This is a genomic window from Pikeienuella piscinae, from assembly GCF_011044155.1.
Classification (GTDB): Bacteria; Pseudomonadota; Alphaproteobacteria; order Rhodobacterales; family Rhodobacteraceae; genus Pikeienuella; species Pikeienuella piscinae.
Genome location: NZ_CP049056.1, coordinates 139,754 through 156,515, shown reverse-complemented (window position 1 = coordinate 156,515; position 16,762 = coordinate 139,754). Strand labels below are relative to the sequence as shown.

Genomic DNA, 16,762 nt, shown 5'->3' with positions numbered 1-16,762 from the left:
GCGGCCGCATCGCCGGAATTCTCGCATCACGTCAGGTCGACGCCGCCATGCGGAAAGAGCGTCACGCCTGCGACGCCGTCCTCGGCTGCTCGCATCGCGCTAGGTGACACCCAATTTCGCCATCCGCGAGCCAATCAACGTGTGGCGCGCCGTCCGGACACCCTCAGCCGTGGCGGTCAGATTCGACTCGGGAACCTCTTTCGCCGTCGCCGCTCGCCACGGCCAGCGCCGTCAGGCTTCCGATATCGGCCGGCAACATGTCGGACGCCTCCGCCTCCTCCACGACCAGCGCGATCTGCCGTTCGGTCTCGCGTTGCGCTGTTTCGGAAAGATAGGGGCGAAGCCGGCCGAGCGCCCGGATGAGCGCCTCCTGCATCAGACCATTTCCGCGCGCGGCGCGCCTGAGAGGATCGAAACTCGCCCGGATCAGGTCGCCGAGACCGCTGCGCGGCACGAAGACCCGCGCCGCACCCGCCGCGTCGCAATAGACGCCGGAATGCACGCCGCCTTCCGCCGCCCGTGCGAAGGAAGCGGTCAGCCGATCGATACAGGCGATCGCGGTATAGCTGTCATTGACGCCAGGTGAGAGAGCGCGGAGCGCGATCTCGATTAGGAGATTGACCGAAAAGCGCAGATCACCCTCCGCCGTGCGACGCAAACCAAATGTGAGCGCCCCGGCGGCGGTCTCCGCCATCGTCGCGTGATCGCCGGCCATCGCGACCCCGATGCGATCCCCCTTCAGCACATGATCGCCGGCTCGGGCGCTGAAATCGACGTACGAATCGAGACTGGCGGCGCGCGTGACCAGCGCCTCGACGGCGATGCGGTTGATATAACCCGATTTGCGCGCCGTGATCGCCGTCTCTGGCCCGTCGATCCGGACAAGACTGGCCGCGGCGACGCCGCTGACCCGCGCGTCCTCCCGCGCGAACTGCTTGTCGAGATCGGTGGCGATGCGCGCGATCTCCTCGTCTATCGTCACCCGGCCTGACACCTTGTCGACGAAGACGAGTAGAAGAAGCAACGCCAGCACGGCCAGAATGCAGGCGGCGGCGACGGAAAAGAAACCGTCCGCGTTTTCGGTGAAGGCGAGCGCGATGAGCGAATGAAGGAAAAGCGCGCCAAGCACGCCGACGGCGATCTGATTGACACGGTCCTGTGAGAACCGCTCCAGAAGCCGCGGCCCGATATTCCCGGCAGCGAGGGTGAAGACGACGAGCACGATGGAATAGACGAGGCTGAGCGCCGTCATCGCCGCGCCGGCGAGGGTGGAGAGCACCGTCTGCGCGACGGCGGCCGAGAACATCGCGAGACCGAGGCTCTTCGCATATTCGATCAGATGCGTGTCCGCCCACACCGTCGCCGCCGCGATCACGACGCCGGAAAGGCTGATCAGCCCGGGAAAGGTGACGAAATTGCGAAAAGGCGCGAGCCGCCCGATCTTCAGAAGGAGCGCTCTCAATCCCGCCTCGATATCTGCTCCAGCACATGTGCGAGCGCATAGGCGATGGCGACGAAGGCGATCGCCATCGTCGCGTGATGTGTTCTGATCTGCGGAATCCCATCCAAATGTGATTTCAGCAGGTAAATCGCCCCGATCGTCGCTCCGCAAAGCGTGATGAGTTCGAATCGTCCGCGCATCTGCGCCGCTCCCTGTCTCGACGTTTCTCCGCCGCTAGGCGCAGGATCGGGCGTCTCGTCCCGCTTGGCAAGCCGTCATACGTGCTGACCGCCGTTGATCTCGATCTCGACGCCCGAGACATAGGAGCTTTCCGGGGTGCAGAGATAGTAGATCGTCCGCGCCACTTCCTCCGGCTTGCCAAGCCGGCGCAATGGCAACGTTTCGACGATCTTCTCGGTCCCCGGCGACAGGATATCCGTCTCGATCTCGCCCGGCGCGATGGCGTTCACCCTGACCCCAAGCGGCCCGAAATCATGCGCCATCTCCCGCGTCAGCGCCGCCAGTGCGGCTTTCGATGTCGAATAGGCCGCCCCGGCGAACGGATGGACCCGCGCGCCAGCGATCGAAGTCACGTTGACCACCGCGCCCTTCGCCGCCGCCAACTCCGCCTTCAACCCGCGGGCCAGCACGACAGGAGCGAAGAAGTTGACGTGAAAGACCTGCCCCCATGCCCTGAGATCGGTGGAGAACGTGTCGAGCCGCCCGCCGTCCTCGTTTTTCGGGCTGATCCCGGCGTTGTTCACCAGCGCCTCCAGCTTGCCGGATTTCAGTCGCCGCCGGACCTCCTCCACCGCCTCGATGGTCGAGTTCGGGTCGGCGAGATCGACCTGGATATGGTCCTCCTCTCCCGCCTCCCAGGGGCAATCCTCCGGGAAAGGCTGGCGCGAGCAAGTGATGACGCGCCAGCCGGCCGACGAAAACCGCTTCACGGTCGCATGTCCAATCCCGCGCGAGGCGCCGGTCAGGAGAAGGGTCTTGCGGTCGGGCATGGGGCGCCTCCAGGACGGTCACGGGCTCGGCTGCGGGGCGCGCCCGTCGCTGAGCCGAGTCTAGGGCGGGCCGGGGGCGGCGGCAAGCCGCGGAGCGCGCCGCGAACACCGCCGTTCGTCTCCACTCCGGTCGTTTTCAGGTTCCACAGAAAGTGTTGGCGACCACTTCATCCAGCGCCGGGGGCGCAGCGTAACGCTCATGCCCCTCCTGCATATCGAACGGGTTCGACAACACCTCAAGAAGCGCCTCGAAAGGCCTGTAGTCGCCTGCATAACCAGCGCGTATCGCCTGCTCCACTAGATGGTTGCGCGGGATGTAGAGCGGGTTCGCGGCGCGCATCGCCGCGGCGTCCCGCGCTCCCGGCGCCGCGCGCCAGCGCCCGAGCCATGCGTCCAGCGCCGCGCCGTCCGCAAACAACGAGCGAAGCGCATCCTCCTCGCCCGCGGCCGCATCGGCGAGCCGCCGGAACGTCAGCGTGAAATCCACACCCTCGGCGGCCATCAGCGCGAGGAGTTCCTCCGCAAGCCCCGCATCCGGGCCTTCAAGCCCCAGCTTCAGTCCGAAGAGCCGCCGCCATTCCGCTTCGAAGAGGCCTGGATAAGCGTCGAGCGCCCCTTGCGCGACATTCACCGCCGCTTCCTCCGTCTCGCCCAGCAGCGGGATCAGCGCCACCGCCAGCCGCGAGAGGTTCCAGTGCCCGATCCCCGGCTGGTTGGCGTAGGCGTAGCGCCCCTGCCGATCGATGAAGCTGAATTTCTTCGCCGGATCGAACCCGTCGAGAAAGGCGCAGGGCCCATAGTCGATCGTCTCGCCGGAGATCGCCATGTTGTCGGTGTTCATCACGCCGTGGATGAAGCCGAGGCTCATCCATTTCGCGATCAGCCGCGCCTGCGCCGCGATCACCGCCTCCAGGAGCCCCGCCGCGCCCGTCGCCTCCGGCCAGTGGCGTCGAATGCAGTAATCGACCAGCCGCGCCAGCGCGTCCTCGTCGCGCCGCGCGCCGAAATACTGGAACGTGCCGACGCGGATATGGCTCGCGGCGACGCGGGTGATCACGCCGCCCGGGAGCGGGCCATCTTCGCGCAGCACCGTCTCGCCGGTCGCGACGGCCGCGAGCGCCCGCGTGGTCGGCGCGCCAAGCGCCGCCATCGCCTCCGAAACGATATATTCGCGCAAAACCGGCCCGAGCGGCGCGCGCCCGTCGCCCATCCGCGAATAGGGCGTCGGGCCAGAGCCCTTGAGCTGAATGTCGCGCCGTCGCCCGGCCCGGTCCACGACCTCGCCAAGCAGGATCGCCCGCCCGTCGCCAAGCTGCGCCGACCAGCCGCCGAACTGGTGCCCGGCGTAAACCTGGGCGAGCGGCGCCGCGCCCGCCGGCGGCCGGTTCCCCGAAAGCGCCGCGACGCCGCCCGGGGCGGCGAGTTGCGCCGGGTCAAGCCCCAACTCCGCCGCAAGCGGCTCATTCACCCGGATCAGCGCCGGCGCCTTCACCGGCGTCGGGTCGAGCCGGGTGAAGAACCGCTCCGGCAACCGCGCGTAGCTGTTGTCGAACGGGATCGTCGGCTGGGTCAGGTCATCCATCATGCCGTCAAGATAGGCGCGAAGGCCCGCCGCGTCACGGGTTCAGCCGCTCGACCTTCCACTCGGTCGCCTTCGGGCCGACCCGCGTCCAGCGGAACCGGTCGTGCAGCCGGAAATCCCCGTCGGCCCAGAACTCGATCTCGATCGGTCGGATGCGGTAGCCGCCCCAATGCGGCGGGCGCGGCGGCTTCATCGGAAAGCGCGCGGCGTATTTCGCCACATCCGCCATCAGCGCCGCGCGGCTTCTTAGCGGGCGCGACTGACGTGAAGCCCAGGCTCCGATTCTACTCTGATAGGCGCGGGAATTGTAATATGCGTCCGACATCGCAGCCGGCGCCGGCTCCACCGGCCCCCTCACGCGCACCTGCCGGCGCAGGGACTTCCAGTGCATCACCAGGGCCGCCTGCGGGTTCTCCGCCAACTCCCGCCCCTTGGCGCTCTCATGGTTGGTGTAGAAGACGAAGCCGCCCTTCGCCTGGTTCGCCTCGATCTCTTTCAACAGCACCATCCGCACGTTCGGCAGGCCCCATTTGTCCGCGGTGGCGAGCGCCGCCGCGGACGGGTCGTTCAATTCCGTCGCCTCCGCTTCCGTCAGCCACGCCCGCGCCAGCGCGTACGGGTCGTCTCCGGCGAAAATATCCCGCTTCGCCTTCGCGCCGCCCGCCGGTTTCACTTCCGCCATCGTCCTGCTCCCGCCGATCATCCGCAACGGGCTAATCCCGCCGCCGCCGCCGCGCAAGTCCCCTCATCCGGTCTGGCCGGTCGCCTCCGCCCGCACGGCCCGCAACACCATGCGCGCCATGAGCCGTTCGCGCAGCGTCCAGGCGCCGTCGAGCGACAGACGTTTCAGCAGCGGGGCCTCTTCCTCCGACGGCGCGCGCTCGAAAACGGCGGCGGCGGCGAAGCGGGCCAGATCCAGGGGGCGCGCCGCGACGCCGCGCAGCCGTTTCAGCGGCCCCAGAAGCCGGCATTCCTCAGGGGTGAAATCCGTCCCGAAGGGAAACGGCGCGCACCAGCCGGCGCGCCGGGCGGGGGCGAGCGCCGCCTCGATACGATCGGGCGTGTTTGGCGCGACCCTCTCGCCCGCGCCGCCGGGCGCGAGCTTGCCGGCGCGCGCGGCGGCGTCGGCCAGTCCTGCGCGGAACCGGTCGTCGGCGATGGCGATCATCGCCGCCACGCAGTCCGCGTCCGACCGGTTCCTGAGATCGGCGAGCCCGTATTCGGTGACGATCACGTCGCGAAGATGGCGCGGCAGCGTCGCGCGCCCACAACTCAGCGCGATGCGGGAATGGATCGCCCCTTTCGCCCAACGCGTGGAGGTCAGCGCGATGATCGCGCGGGCGTCCGGCAGGTCCAGCGCCTGCATGACGAAATCGTGCTGGCCGCCGACGCCGCTGACCACCCGCCCATCCTCGAGCGTATCGGAGGCGACATCGCCGAGAAGCGACGCCGCCATCGCATTGTTGACGAAACGCGCGTCGCGCCGGTCGCGCGATTTCGCAGCCCTGTCGCCATCCAGCGTGTTGGTGAAAGAGATCGGCCGCATCTGGAAAAGGGCGCGCTCTTCCGGCGGCGCCTCTCGAAGCTGACGGTAAAACGCCTCCGGGCCGAGAAAAAACGCGGCGTGGAGCACCGCGCCATCCTTTGCGCGCCGCTTCAGGACGCCGGCGCGAAAGAGCGCCTGAAATGCGGGCGCGAACATCTCGCTCACGCCATAGAGGCCCTCGTTGAACGGCCCGTCATGGCGAAGCGCGCCGGCCGGCCCGCCGCAGAGCCGGTCCAGCGTCTCGCGAAACAGCGCCGGCGCCTGATGGCGCATGATCAGCGCCGCGCCGAGCGCGTCGCCGATCGAGCCGATGCCGATCTGCACCGTGCCGCCATCGGGAACCGTCCCGGCGATGCGAAGCCCGATCGCATGCTCCGCGGCGGAGACAGGCGCGTGCGGCGGCGCGAAGAGCGGGAATTCGCTGGATTCGCCGGCGAGAAGGTGATCGAACTCTGTCGCCTCCAGCGCCGCGGGGCCGGGCATGAACGGCAGCGCCGCGTTTTCCTGCCCGACAAGCAGGCACGGGCCGCCCCGCGCCCGCATCACGTCCAGCATATCCAGCGTGAGGTCCGGATTCGAGGACAGGCTCAGCCGGTCGCCACCCTCCGGGTCGGGCGCCACGAGCTGTGCGACGACATTGATCCCGACCGCGCGCAGCATCGCCACGGCGCGGCTGTAATTGATCGAGGTGTAGGACTGCTGGACCCGCGCGCTGGAAAGCCACGCGCCCGCCTGAAGAAAGAATTCGTTGACCTCGATATTCGGCGGCAGCCCGTCGCCCCGCAAAGCATCGACATAGGCGAGGCGCGGCCAACCGGCGAAGAGCCGCTCCGCCATCGGTTCGACGAAACGGCGCTCGAGATCGCCAGCGCCCGACGGCGCCTCCAGCGTCAACGCGGTGAATATGCGCAGCCGAACCGATGGGTCCGCGCGCGCCCGCTCGAAAAGCGCGTTGGCGACATGCGGCGCCTTGCCGAGGCCGAGCGGCAGGCCGAGCCTGACATCGCCGCCGGTCTGCGCGATGATCCGCTCGGCGAGACGACGCGCGTCATCATGGCGCTCCGGTCGCGCCGTCATGCGCGCGCGCGGAGGCGATCCACGCCCGGATCGGGACGAAAACGCTCGCCATGCTTCGCCTTCAGCGACTGAAGCGTCTCACCGGCCGCGTAGACCATATCCGCGTTCACGGCCACGCCGTCACGCAGGCGCGCGGCGGCGGCGCTGAACACCGGCGCGATCGGCCGGTCTCTCATGTCTGCTTCTTCGACTTGTCGTCTTCGTCTTACTCATAACTCCCGCGCCCCCGCATGAGCCCCGCGCCAACCTGCCGCGACCCGATCGCGCAACCAGCTGGGCGATTCCGGCATGGGCGCCCTCAGCCGCACTCGGAGAGAGTGCGCCGACCGGGAGGCGGATGTCGAGGCTGACGCGATCCCGCGTATCGCAGCCGAACGGCTGAGCCTGGCGTTCAGGCGTCATCGGCGACATGGACCGGGCGGCTCATGCCGCCCCCGCCGCGGCAGCGCGTTCCTTTTCGATATCGATCGACGGGGCGAGCGCCTGCGCCGCGAAGGAATCGACCTCAACCACCTCGGCGACGGCGGCGTCAGCCTCACGGAGCCGCGCCGCCTCGTCCGGGGAAAGCACGCCGCGAGCCTCGGCTTCGTCCGGGCTCGCGACTTTCGCTTCGGCCATTCGTTTTCGAAGCGGTTCGGTTTCAACCACGAGATCGAAAGCGGTCTCCAACGTCTTCACCTCGTCACCCCCGGCGCCGCAATAGACGCCCGCCGTAAGGCGCTCGCGCGCCGCGGAAGGCTCGGTCAGCAGCGCGGCGCAGGCCAGCACGGTCGCGTCGTCCGGGCCGCGCGCGCGGGCGCCGAAGGAGCCGATGACGATGCGCGCCAGCCAGGCCGCCGGACGTGAGGGCAGGTTCCGCAACACCTCGGCGAAGCGTTTCTCGACCATCGCCGCGCCCGAGGCCATGCACCAGTCGACGAGGACGATATCGGCCTCCTGCCGGCCCTCGTCTTCGAACCGTTTCAGAACCGCTGTCATCAGGTAAAGCTCTGAGAGCACGTCGCCGAGCCTGGCCGAGATCATCTCCTTGCGCTTCAGCCCTCCGCCAAGCGTCAGGAGCGCGAGGTCGGAGACAAGCGAGAGCGAGGCGGCGTAGCGGGCGACGCGCCGGTAATGTCGCGCGATCGCTCCGGCGCCCGGCGGAACCGGTCCGATCCGCCCGCCGCTCCAGTTCCGCACGAAGGCGCGCCCAGCGTTCGCGAAGGCATGGCCGACATGGCCCCAGAACGCCTTGTCGAAACGCTCCAACGCCAGCTTCCGGTCAGGCTCCTCCAGCGCCAGCATCTCGTCCAGGAGATGCGGATGGCAGCGGATCGCGCCCTGGCCGAAGATGATCAGGTTGCGGGTCAGGATGTTCGCGCCCTCGACGGTGATGCCTATGGGGATCGCGCGGTAGAGATTGCCGAGATAGTTCTTCGGCCCGTCGATCACCGTCTTGCCGGAATGAACGTCCATCGCGTCGTTGACCGCGGTGCGCATCCGGAAGGTCGCGTGCGCCTTCATGATCGCGGAGATCACAGCCAGCTTGCGCCCGCCGTCCAGCCCGGCGCAGGTCAGCCGCCGCCCGGCGTCGATCTGGTAGGAAAGCCCGGCGAGCCGGCCGAGCCGCGCGGCCACGCCTTCGAATTTGCTAACCGGGATGCCGAATTGCCGGCGGACGCGCGCATAGGCGCCGGTCGTCCGCGCGCCAAAGGCGATCGCGGCGGCGCCGAGCGAGGGGAGCGAGATGCCGCGGCCGGCGGCGAGCGCGCTCATCAGCATCATCCAGCCCTGACCGATCCGCTCTTCGCCGCCGATGATCGCATCCAGGGGGACGAAAACGTCATGCCCTTCGGTCGGCCCGTTCTGAAACGCCTGACCGCAGGGCACATGCCGGCGCCCGGTGACGACCCCCGGCGTATCGACGGGGACCAGCGCGACGGTGATGCCGCGATCCTCGGCGCCGCCGAGCAACCCCTCCGGATCGCGGAGCTTGAAGGCGAGGCCGATCACCGTCGCCACCGGGGCCAGCGTGATATAGCGCTTGCGCCAGTTAAGGCGGATACCGAGCACCTTCTCACCCTCGTGTTCGCCCTTGCAGATAACGCCGTCGTCCACCATCGCGGCGGCGTCGGAGCCGGCCTCCGGGCTGGTGAGGGCGAAACAGGGCGTCTCCTCGCCGCTGGCGAGGCGCGGCAGCCAGCAATCCTGCTGCGCGTCGGTCCCGTATTGCATCAGGAGTTCGCCCGGCCCGAGCGAATTCGGCACCATCACCGTCACCCCGGCGGTGATGCTGCGGGTGGAAATGCGCCGGATCACCTCAGATTGCGCATAGGCGGAGAAGCCGAGACCGCCACGATTTTCGGGAATGATCATGCCGAAGAACCGCTTTTCGCGCATGAACCGCCAGACCTCCGGAGAAAGATCGCGGTTTTCGTTGGTGATCGCCCAATCGTCCAGCATGCCGCAAAGTTCGACGCAGGGTCCGTCAAGAAAGGCTTGCTCGTTCTCCGTCAGGACGGGCGCGGGCGTATCGAGCAACACGGACCAGTCCGGCGAGCCAGAGAAGAGCTCCACATCCCACCAAGTGTCGCCAGCCTCCAGCGCTTCGCGCTCGGTGTCGGAGAGCGGCGGCAACGCGCCTTCGGCCCAGCGCATGATCGGAGCTGTGAGATAGCGGCTTCTGAATGACATTCTGGCTTCCCTTCCGCGCATGGCGCCGGCGGCCTTGTCGCACCGCGAACCGAAAATCGCAGATCACCGCGACCGCCGGGCAACCTTTCCAATCGTCGCCCGTCAGACAAATATATATGCTCGATGCGGTGGAGTTCCGCTCGAATCCCTACGCCCGCCGTTCGAGGCGCTTCCATATGGTCGGCGCCAGACACCCTTTTTCCAAAACGCGGCGCACGCAAGTTTCGTTCCGGGCGCGCGCACCCGACGCCCCGCCGTCGGGCGCGACCGGAGCAGATCCCCTACCGCAAGCCCCGCCGCCGTGTTCGGTCGCGGCCCTGGCGTGCGGCTGCTTCGGGTAGAACTTGAAAAGCCGGAATATTATCCGCCGCAAACTGGCGCGCGCATCAGTCTGAGGCCGGGGAACCGGCTCGACACGGCCCGCCCCCTGTGCGAGTTTCCGCGCCATTGTGTTGGGGAGACAGGCTGAGAATGTCGAACGGAATTCGTGATGCGGGCCTCTTCGTCCTGCTCGGCCTCCTTTGCTACGCCGCGCTCTATCCCGCATTCTTTACCGGCAAGACCCTTAGCCACGACGATGTCGCGTTATTCGAGACGGCGCGCCATTTCGGGCCGGGATACTGGATCGGCACAGGCTACAGCGAGTTTTTCGAGGGGAGCGATTACAACTTTCTCCGCCCGGTCTCGCAGGCTCTCATGTGGTTCGACCATCTGGTATTCGGGGCGTCCTATGGTCTCTATCTTCTGCCGGTCTACCTCGTCCTCGGCCTCGCCGCCGGCGCCGCCGTCACGCTCGGCGCGGAGCTCGGCCTCGGTCCCGTGGCGCGCTACGCCGTCGGCGTCGTCATCCTGCTGGGGCCGGCATGGATTCCGCCGGGCCTGCTCTACGTCACCTTCCAGCAGGACGCCCTCGCGGGCGCGCTCTCGCTCCTCGCGGCGCTCGCCTGCCTGAGGCGGCGGTGGCTCATCGCTTCGCTCCTGCTGCTCGTGGCCGTCTTCACCAAGGAGATCGCCCTTTTCGCCCCGCTCGCGGCGGCGCTATGGGCGGTCATCTTCGCGCGCTCTTTGCGCGGGGCGGCGTTGGTCATCGCCCCGCTCGTCATCTGGGCCGCGCTGCGCGTCGCGGTCTTCGGCTCGCTCACCGGCGGGGCTTACGCCGTCGCCGGCGACGGCCTGACGGGCCTGGCGACAAGCCTCGCGCGGGGGCTGGCGATCTTTCCGACCGGAATCGCGAGAGCTGCGGACATCAAGGCGTTCGCAACCGACCTGCTCCAAACCGGCCCCGGCGCGATCCTGACGCATCCCGGAGCGGCGTTCGCGGTTACGCTGAATCTCCTCCTCGACGCGCTCATCGCCTGGATGGCGCTCTGGACGCTGACCCGGCTCGTCCGCGGCCGGGTCTCGGATGCGGACGGGTTGATCGTCGTCTGGACCCTCGGCGCGACCGGCCTCGCCATGCTCGTGGCCGCAGAGATGCGCTTCGCCGCCGCCCTGCATCCCTTCCTCCTCCTGTTGCTCGCCCGGCTGGCCTGCGCGCCGACCGCCTTCAGCGGCGTTGTCCGGCCGATCGCCGCGATCGCGCTCACCGCGTTCGTCGGCAGTCTGGCGGTCGCGGATTTCCGGAACATCAAGCGCGCCGCGAACGAGCCAGAGCCGCGCATCTTCGCCGCGCTGCAGGCGGCTGTCGAAAGCGCCCCTCCGAACGCGAACGACCGGCTCCTGGTGATCCACGCGCCGGTCACCGGGCCCGCGCCACGCTGGCTCATGTCGCATTGGGGCCGTCCGGGCGAGATGACCTACCTGGCGCGCATCTTTGGCTGCGTCGAGGGGGAAGACGCGCCGGCGCCGGATGTCGCGCCCAGCGCCGCAGGCCGGGTGCGCGTAACGCTGACCTTGCCGGACTGCGCCCGGTTCCTGGTCTTCTGGGCCGACGACCGCGCCGATCTCGCCGCGAACGGGGCGCGGCGCGCCCTGCCCGGCGGCGGCGAGATCGTCTACGAGTTTCCTGACGCCAGCGTCTCCACCGGGCCGGCGGCCGGCAACACCCCCGATGTGGAGTTCGGGCCGACCATCGTCGCGGAATTCGATCCGAAGGATTTCACCCGCATCCTGATCCTCGACTGGGCGACGGGCGCGTACGCCCCGTTCGACCCGGCGGCGCCGTGAACATCGCTTGAGCGCCCGGTGAAGAGACGCGCGCCCAGCGTTCACGGCCCGAACCGGGCGCCGCACTGGCGCGGCGCGGCCGCCTCGCGTATTGATCCCGCTCGCGCCTCGACGCCCGGCTCGCAGCCGGTCATCATCGGACGCGCGCGCTTCGTCGCCCGGCGCCCGGCGGGTACATGGCTCGGGAGAATTCGATGACCGAAACCACTGTTCCTTCATCCTCGCCCGCCGACACGCCGCTGGTCGTCGATCTGGACGGCACGCTGATCCGGACCGATCTTCTCTACGAATCCTTCTGGCGCACGGCCGCGGCCGAGCCGCGCGCCGCCGGCGCCGCCATCGTCGAACTCCGTCACGGCCGCGCCGCGCTGAAACAGCGCCTCCGGACCGCGACGGACCTCGACCCTGCGCGCCTTCCCTACGACGAGGAGGTTCTCGAAATTCTGCGCGCCGCGCGCCACGATGGCGCGACGGTCGTCCTTTGCACCGCATCCGACCAGGGCTACGCCGACGCCATCGCCGCCCATCTCGGCCTTTTCGACGAAGTTCACGGCTCCGACGGAGAGCGCAATCTCAAGGGAGAGGAGAAGGCGCGGTTTCTCGTCCAACGCTACGGCGCGGGCGGCTATGACTACATCGGCGATTCCGCCGCCGACCTTCCGGTCTGGCGCAGCGCCAGGCGCGCGATCGCCGTCGGTCTCGACCGGCGCTCACGCGGCAAGGTCGCGACCGCAGGCGGAGAGATCCGTCACCTGGAACGGACCCCGGCGGGGCCCGCCGTCTATCTGAAAGCGATGCGCCCGCATCAGTGGCTGAAGAACATGCTCGTCTTTCTGCCGCCCATCGCCGCGCATGATTTCACGCCGGCGACCTGGTTCGCCGCGCTCGCCGCCTTCGTTTCGTTCAGCCTCGTCGCCTCCAGCGTCTATCTTCTCAACGACCTTCTCGATCTTCAGGCGGATCGGGCGCACCCACGCAAGCGCGAGCGGCCGCTCGCCTCCGGCAGATTGCCGCTGTCACGGGGGACGATGGCGGCGGCGCTGCTGCTCCTTGCCGGGATCGTCGTCGCCTTTCTGCCTGGCCGGTGGGAGTTTCTGGCGGCCATGTTCGCCTATTACGTTCTCACCACCGCCTACTCCCTGGCGTTGAAGCGCCGGCTGGTGATCGACATATGCACCCTCGCCGGGCTCTATACGCTACGCATCATCGCCGGCGCCGCGGCGACCGGCATTCCGCTTTCGGAATGGCTCCTCGGTTTTTCGGTGTTCTTTTTCCTGTCTCTGGCGGCTGTGAAGCGGCAGGCGGAACTCGTCGATACGATCGCCTCGGGCCGCGAGGGCGCCGCCGGGCGCGCCTATCGTGGCGACGATCTGCCCATTGTCTCGACGATGGCGATCGCCGCCGGTTACGGCTCGGTCCTGCTTCTGGCGCTCTATCTGAATTCGCCGGTGGTTCGGACGCTCTACGCGCAACCGCTTCTGCTCTGGGGTGTCCTACCGGTGCTGCTCTACTGGGTCAGCCGGATGGCGATGCGGGCGCATCGCGGGCAGATGGATGACGATCCGATCGTCTTCGCCGTCCGCGACCGGGTCAGCCGGCTCTGCGGCGGCGTCGTTGGCGCGCTCGTCCTCGCGGGCAGCCTGCTGTGACCCGCGCCACGCTGGTCTTCCGCTATTCAGTCTTCGCCGTGCTGGCGACGCTGGCCAATCTCGCGGCGCAGCGCCTCGTCCTCGCGGCGGTGGATGGCGAGATCGGCTTCGCGATGGCGGTGATCGCCGGGACCGGGGCCGGGCTGGTGCTGAAATACATCCTCGACAAGCGGTGGATCTTCGACGACCGCTCGACCGGCCTCGCCGCGCATGGCCGCAAGTTCACGCTCTACACGATCATGGGGGTCGTGACGACGCTGGTGTTCTGGGGCTTCGAGACAGCCTTCTGGCTGATCTGGCGAACCGACCCGATGCGTGAACTGGGCGCCGTCATCGGGCTGGCGATCGGCTATGTCATCAAATATCAGCTTGATCTGCGTTTCGTCTTCAGAACCGGGATGGCGCGCCCCGAACGGCGGGCCCAGCCATGAAACTATCCGGCTGGGGCCGCTTCCCCTCCATCGATTGCCGGGTCATTCGCCCGCGCGACGAGGCCGGCGTGGCCGCCGCCCTGAAGGAATGGCCCATCATTCCCCGCGGCATGGGCCGCTCCTATGGCGACAGCGCGCTGAACCGCAATGCGGTCGTGGACATGCGCCGCATGAACCGCTTTCTCGCCTTCGACGATGCGACCGGCCTGCTGGTGGCGGAGGCCGGCGTCGTGCTCGCGGATGTCATAACGGCGCTCCTGTCGCGCGGCTGGTTCCCGCCGGTGACGCCGGGCACCAAATTCGTTACGCTCGGAGGCATGATCGCGGCCAATGTCCATGGCAAGAATCATCACGTGGCGGGCGCGTTCGGCGAATTCGTCGAGTGGATCGACCTGATGGGGCCGGACGGCGGCGTACGCCGATGCTCGAAGGCGGAGAACCCGGCGCTCTTCGAGACGACGATCGGCGGCATGGGTCTCACCGGCGTCATTCTCAGGGCGGCGATCCGGCTCCTTCCCGTCAAGAGCGGCTGGATCCGTCAGGAAACCCTCGTCGTCGCCAATCTCGACGCGGCGATGGACGCTTTCGAGGCCACCTCCGACCGGACTTATTCCGTCGCCTGGATCGACTGCCTTTCGACAGGCGCCGCGCTCGGCCGCTCGCTTCTGATGCTTGGCGAACACGCGGCGCCGGCTGACCTGAGCGCCGACCGGCGCGACCGTCCGTTCGAAACACCCGCCCGCCGTCGGCTCCGCGCGCCGTTCGACGCGCCCGGCTGGGCGCTCAACCGTTTCACCGTCCGCGCCTTCAACGCGCTTTACTGGAAGAAGGGCGGGAAAAGCCGGGGCGAGACGCTGATCGACTGGGACAGCTATTTCTACCCGCTGGATTCGGTGTTGGACTGGAATCGGATCTACGGGCGGCGTGGTTTCGTGCAGTTCCAGTGCGTCATCCCGCTGGCGAGCGCGCGCGACGGGCTGACCCGGATTCTGGAGGCGACCTCGACCGCCGGCAGCGGCTCCTTTCTCGCGGTGCTGAAACGCTTCGGCCCGCAGGAGAGCGCGTTTTCATTCCCGATGGAGGGATACACGCTGGCGCTCGATTTTCCCGCGAGCCCTGCGGCGCTCGCGTTTCTCGAGCGTCTCGACCGGATCACCGTCGAGCATGGTGGGCGCTTCTATCTCGCGAAGGACGCCCGCATCTCGGCGCGTACGCTACGGTGCTCGGACCAGCGCGCCGCAGCGTTTCGAAAGCAGCGCGAAGCGGCGGGGCTCGTCGGGCGTTTCGCCTCGGCTCAATCGGAAAGGCTTGGCTTATGAATGACGGACCGGTTCTCATTCTCGGCGCCGGCTCGGATATCGGCCGCGCGCTCGCGCATCGCTTCGCCATGGATGGCCGCGCGATCCAGCTCGCGGCGCGCCAGCCGGACACGCTGGAGGCGGACCGGAGCGATATCGAGATCAGGCATCGTATCTCCGTAACGCTTCACAGCTACGATGCGCTCGCGACGGACGCCCTCGAAGCCTTTGTCGATGGCCTGCCTGAGCCGCCCGCCATCGCCGTCTCGGTCGTCGGGTTCATGGGCGACCAGGCCGAGAGTCAGATCGATCTCGGCGCGGCGGCGCGCGTGATCCGCAGCAATTTCGAGGGGCCGGCCGCGATCTTCGCCATCCTCGCCAACCGGATGGAGGCGCGGGGCGGCGGCGCGCTGGTTGGCGTAAGCTCGGTCGCCGGCGATCGCGGCCGCGCTTCGAACTATGTCTACGGCGCCGCGAAAGCCGGGTTCAGCGCGTTCCTTTCGGGGCTGCGGAACCGCCTCGCCAGGACCGGCGTGCATGTGATGACGGTGAAGCCCGGATTCGTGCGGACCCGGATGACCGAGGGCATGGACCTGCCCCCGCGCCTGACGGCGGAGCCGGAAGAGGTCGCCGATCGCGTCGTCCGGGCGCTCACGAAAAACCGGAACGTCGTCTATGTGAAGCCGATATGGCGTCTGGTAATGACGATCATCTGCGCGATCCCCGAACAGGTTTTCAAGAAAACCAGCATCTGAACGCGAAACCACGCCTTCGCGTTCGCCGCCTCGCGACAGGTTGACGGATAACCTCGTCTGCGGGGGCGAAAGATCTGCGCGAAATGTGAAGCGAAAAGGTTCGAGGCGCAGATGCGCTTCAGGAGATGGCGAGCGAAGGGAGTGATCCGGAGCGGGCTTCTTCGCCGTTGATCCGGCGAAACCGCAGATCGTCGGACCGGTTGGGCGGAAAGGGCGCCTGCGCCCGGCCCGGTCGGAGCAGCGGCGCGAGAACCTTTCGGCCCACGCGCCGCCAGTTCATCTTCAGGCCGCGGCCGCGCGCCGACGGCGCGAGACGAAGCCGAGGCCGCCAATCGCGCCGACGAGCAGAAGCGCGGTGGCCGGAAGCGGAACCTGCGAGACGTTGAGGACCGAGGGGTCGCCATTCGCCGCCGCGTAAATCAGACGGAACGCCCCGCCATCGAACGAGTAGGCCGTCGTGATCTGGGTCGTCGGCGGCTGCGCCGACGCCGCAGTGACGAGAATGCCGTCATCGAAAAGGCTGATGCCGTCATCGTGCATGATGTCGCCGTAGAACCCGCTCGCGAAGTTCGCCGTGATGTCGAGGAAGGTCGTGGTCCGGAAAACCGCCGAACTGCTGCCGGCGCCCGAGCTGAGCGTCAGACCGGCGACGCCGGCTGAGAGGCCGGAAACCGAACCCGAACCGGAAGCGAAGAAATCACCGATCGTCGAAAGGCCGTTCGCCGCGTCGACCGAAAAATCGAGCGGGCCGGAGTAGCTGACGGTTTCGAGAAGCGTCTGCGCCCCCACATTGGCGGCCGTCGCGGCGGCGTCCGCCTCGATGCCGTTAGCGTCGAAATTGTAGATGTCGATCGAGAAGGTCGCGGCATGCGCACTTCCCACCATCGCAGCGGCGGTTACAACGCCCGCCAAGAGATGTTTGATATTCACGTTCATTCTCCCCAATTTCCCGCAATGCGGGAAGGACTTCGGATTCGCCACCCTGGAGCGAAGAACAGATTCAACTATTCCGCGCCACTTGGGCCGCAAGCTCAACTTATGGAGTAGATTCCCACAGTTTCGCGGCCGAACATGCCGCAGGAACAACCCACACACACGAAACACACTGATTTTTAGATAACCTATCAGGAATGA

14 protein-coding genes are annotated in these 16,762 nt (G+C 67.8%); 5 read left to right on the top strand and 9 right to left on the bottom strand.

All coding sequences use genetic code 11. From position 1 onward, the window contains the following. Window positions 1-163: 163 nt before the first annotated feature. The 8 genes from G5B40_RS00690 to G5B40_RS00655 form a co-directional block, all read right to left on the bottom strand. Window positions 164-1,462 (bottom strand): DUF2254 domain-containing protein, encoded by a 1,299-nt coding sequence (locus G5B40_RS00690; RefSeq protein ID WP_165093774.1) that lies wholly within the window; start codon window positions 1,460-1,462, stop codon window positions 164-166. Next, entirely contained in the window at window positions 1,459-1,641 is a 183-nt protein-coding gene (locus G5B40_RS00685) for a hypothetical protein (protein WP_165093771.1), read from the bottom strand. Before G5B40_RS00685 ends, G5B40_RS00690 begins: the two co-directional genes overlap by 4 nt. Before the next feature lie 75 nt (window positions 1,642-1,716). Then, window positions 1,717-2,451 (bottom strand): SDR family NAD(P)-dependent oxidoreductase, encoded by a 735-nt coding sequence (locus G5B40_RS00680; RefSeq protein WP_165093768.1) that lies wholly within the window; start codon window positions 2,449-2,451, stop codon window positions 1,717-1,719. Window positions 2,452-2,587: 136 nt separating this feature from the next. Next, entirely contained in the window at window positions 2,588-4,033 is a 1,446-nt protein-coding gene (locus G5B40_RS00675) for a protein adenylyltransferase SelO (RefSeq protein WP_165093765.1), read from the bottom strand. 34 nt (window positions 4,034-4,067) lie between these two features. After that, complete coding sequence (pdxH, locus tag G5B40_RS00670) at window positions 4,068-4,715, bottom strand: pyridoxamine 5'-phosphate oxidase (protein ID WP_165093763.1); 648 nt, start codon at window positions 4,713-4,715, stop codon at window positions 4,068-4,070. 63 nt (window positions 4,716-4,778) lie between these two features. Continuing rightward, entirely contained in the window at window positions 4,779-6,656 is a 1,878-nt protein-coding gene (locus tag G5B40_RS00665) for an acetyl-CoA hydrolase/transferase C-terminal domain-containing protein (RefSeq protein WP_165093760.1), read from the bottom strand. Continuing rightward, complete coding sequence (locus G5B40_RS00660) at window positions 6,653-6,832, bottom strand: hypothetical protein (RefSeq protein WP_165093757.1); 180 nt, start codon at window positions 6,830-6,832, stop codon at window positions 6,653-6,655. The genes G5B40_RS00665 and G5B40_RS00660 overlap by 4 nt, the downstream gene beginning before the upstream one ends. Window positions 6,833-7,079: 247 nt before the next feature. Then, entirely contained in the window at window positions 7,080-9,329 is a 2,250-nt protein-coding gene (locus tag G5B40_RS00655; RefSeq protein WP_165093755.1) for an acyl-CoA dehydrogenase, read from the bottom strand. A 471-nt stretch (window positions 9,330-9,800) separates the two neighbouring features. On the opposite strand from G5B40_RS00655, the gene G5B40_RS00650 reads away from it, so the two are divergent. From G5B40_RS00650 to G5B40_RS00630, 5 genes are all read left to right on the top strand, one after another. Further along, on the top strand, window positions 9,801-11,495 hold the full coding sequence (locus G5B40_RS00650) for a hypothetical protein (RefSeq protein ID WP_165093752.1): 1,695 nt from the start codon (window positions 9,801-9,803) through the stop codon (window positions 11,493-11,495). A 194-nt stretch (window positions 11,496-11,689) separates the two neighbouring features. Further along, complete coding sequence (locus G5B40_RS00645; RefSeq protein WP_165093749.1) at window positions 11,690-13,144, top strand: UbiA family prenyltransferase; 1,455 nt, start codon at window positions 11,690-11,692, stop codon at window positions 13,142-13,144. Further along, window positions 13,141-13,575: a GtrA family protein gene (locus G5B40_RS00640; protein ID WP_165093746.1), complete on the top strand. Its 435-nt coding sequence runs from the start codon at window positions 13,141-13,143 to the stop codon at window positions 13,573-13,575. Before G5B40_RS00645 ends, G5B40_RS00640 begins: the two co-directional genes overlap by 4 nt. Continuing rightward, a complete protein-coding gene (locus G5B40_RS00635) occupies window positions 13,572-14,894 on the top strand; it encodes an FAD-binding oxidoreductase (RefSeq protein ID WP_165093743.1) in 1,323 nt (440 codons plus the stop codon). Before G5B40_RS00640 ends, G5B40_RS00635 begins: the two co-directional genes overlap by 4 nt. After that, window positions 14,891-15,628 (top strand): SDR family oxidoreductase, encoded by a 738-nt coding sequence (locus G5B40_RS00630; protein ID WP_165093741.1) that lies wholly within the window; start codon window positions 14,891-14,893, stop codon window positions 15,626-15,628. Before G5B40_RS00635 ends, G5B40_RS00630 begins: the two co-directional genes overlap by 4 nt. 282 nt (window positions 15,629-15,910) lie before the next feature. Here the strand turns inward: G5B40_RS00630 and G5B40_RS00625 are convergent, their stop codons facing one another. Next, the gene (locus G5B40_RS00625) at window positions 15,911-16,564 is read right to left on the bottom strand and encodes a VPLPA-CTERM sorting domain-containing protein (RefSeq protein ID WP_165093739.1); all 654 of its coding nucleotides are present in this window, start codon (window positions 16,562-16,564) and stop codon (window positions 15,911-15,913) included. Window positions 16,565-16,762: the final 198 nt, after the last annotated feature.

Bases quoted from the DNA above. Each gene is read 5' to 3' on its own strand.
- G5B40_RS00685 (WP_165093771.1), bottom strand. From the start codon at position 1,641: ATGCGCGGACGATTCGAACTCATCACGCTTTGCGGAGCGACGATCGGG.
- G5B40_RS00680 (WP_165093768.1), bottom strand. From the start codon at position 2,451: ATGCCCGACCGCAAGACCCTTCTCCTGACCGGCGCCTCGCGCGGGATT.
- G5B40_RS00675 (WP_165093765.1), bottom strand. From the start codon at position 4,033: ATGGATGACCTGACCCAGCCGACGATCCCGTTCGACAACAGCTACGCG.
- pdxH (WP_165093763.1), bottom strand. From the start codon at position 4,715: ATGGCGGAAGTGAAACCGGCGGGCGGCGCGAAGGCGAAGCGGGATATT.
- G5B40_RS00665 (WP_165093760.1), bottom strand. From the start codon at position 6,656: ATGACGGCGCGACCGGAGCGCCATGATGACGCGCGTCGTCTCGCCGAG.
- G5B40_RS00660 (WP_165093757.1), bottom strand. From the start codon at position 6,832: ATGAGAGACCGGCCGATCGCGCCGGTGTTCAGCGCCGCCGCCGCGCGC.
- G5B40_RS00655 (WP_165093755.1), bottom strand. From the start codon at position 9,329: ATGTCATTCAGAAGCCGCTATCTCACAGCTCCGATCATGCGCTGGGCC.
- G5B40_RS00650 (WP_165093752.1), top strand. From the start codon at position 9,801: ATGTCGAACGGAATTCGTGATGCGGGCCTCTTCGTCCTGCTCGGCCTC.
- G5B40_RS00645 (WP_165093749.1), top strand. From the start codon at position 11,690: ATGACCGAAACCACTGTTCCTTCATCCTCGCCCGCCGACACGCCGCTG.
- G5B40_RS00635 (WP_165093743.1), top strand. From the start codon at position 13,572: ATGAAACTATCCGGCTGGGGCCGCTTCCCCTCCATCGATTGCCGGGTC.
- G5B40_RS00630 (WP_165093741.1), top strand. From the start codon at position 14,891: ATGAATGACGGACCGGTTCTCATTCTCGGCGCCGGCTCGGATATCGGC.
- G5B40_RS00625 (WP_165093739.1), bottom strand. From the start codon at position 16,564: ATGAACGTGAATATCAAACATCTCTTGGCGGGCGTTGTAACCGCCGCT.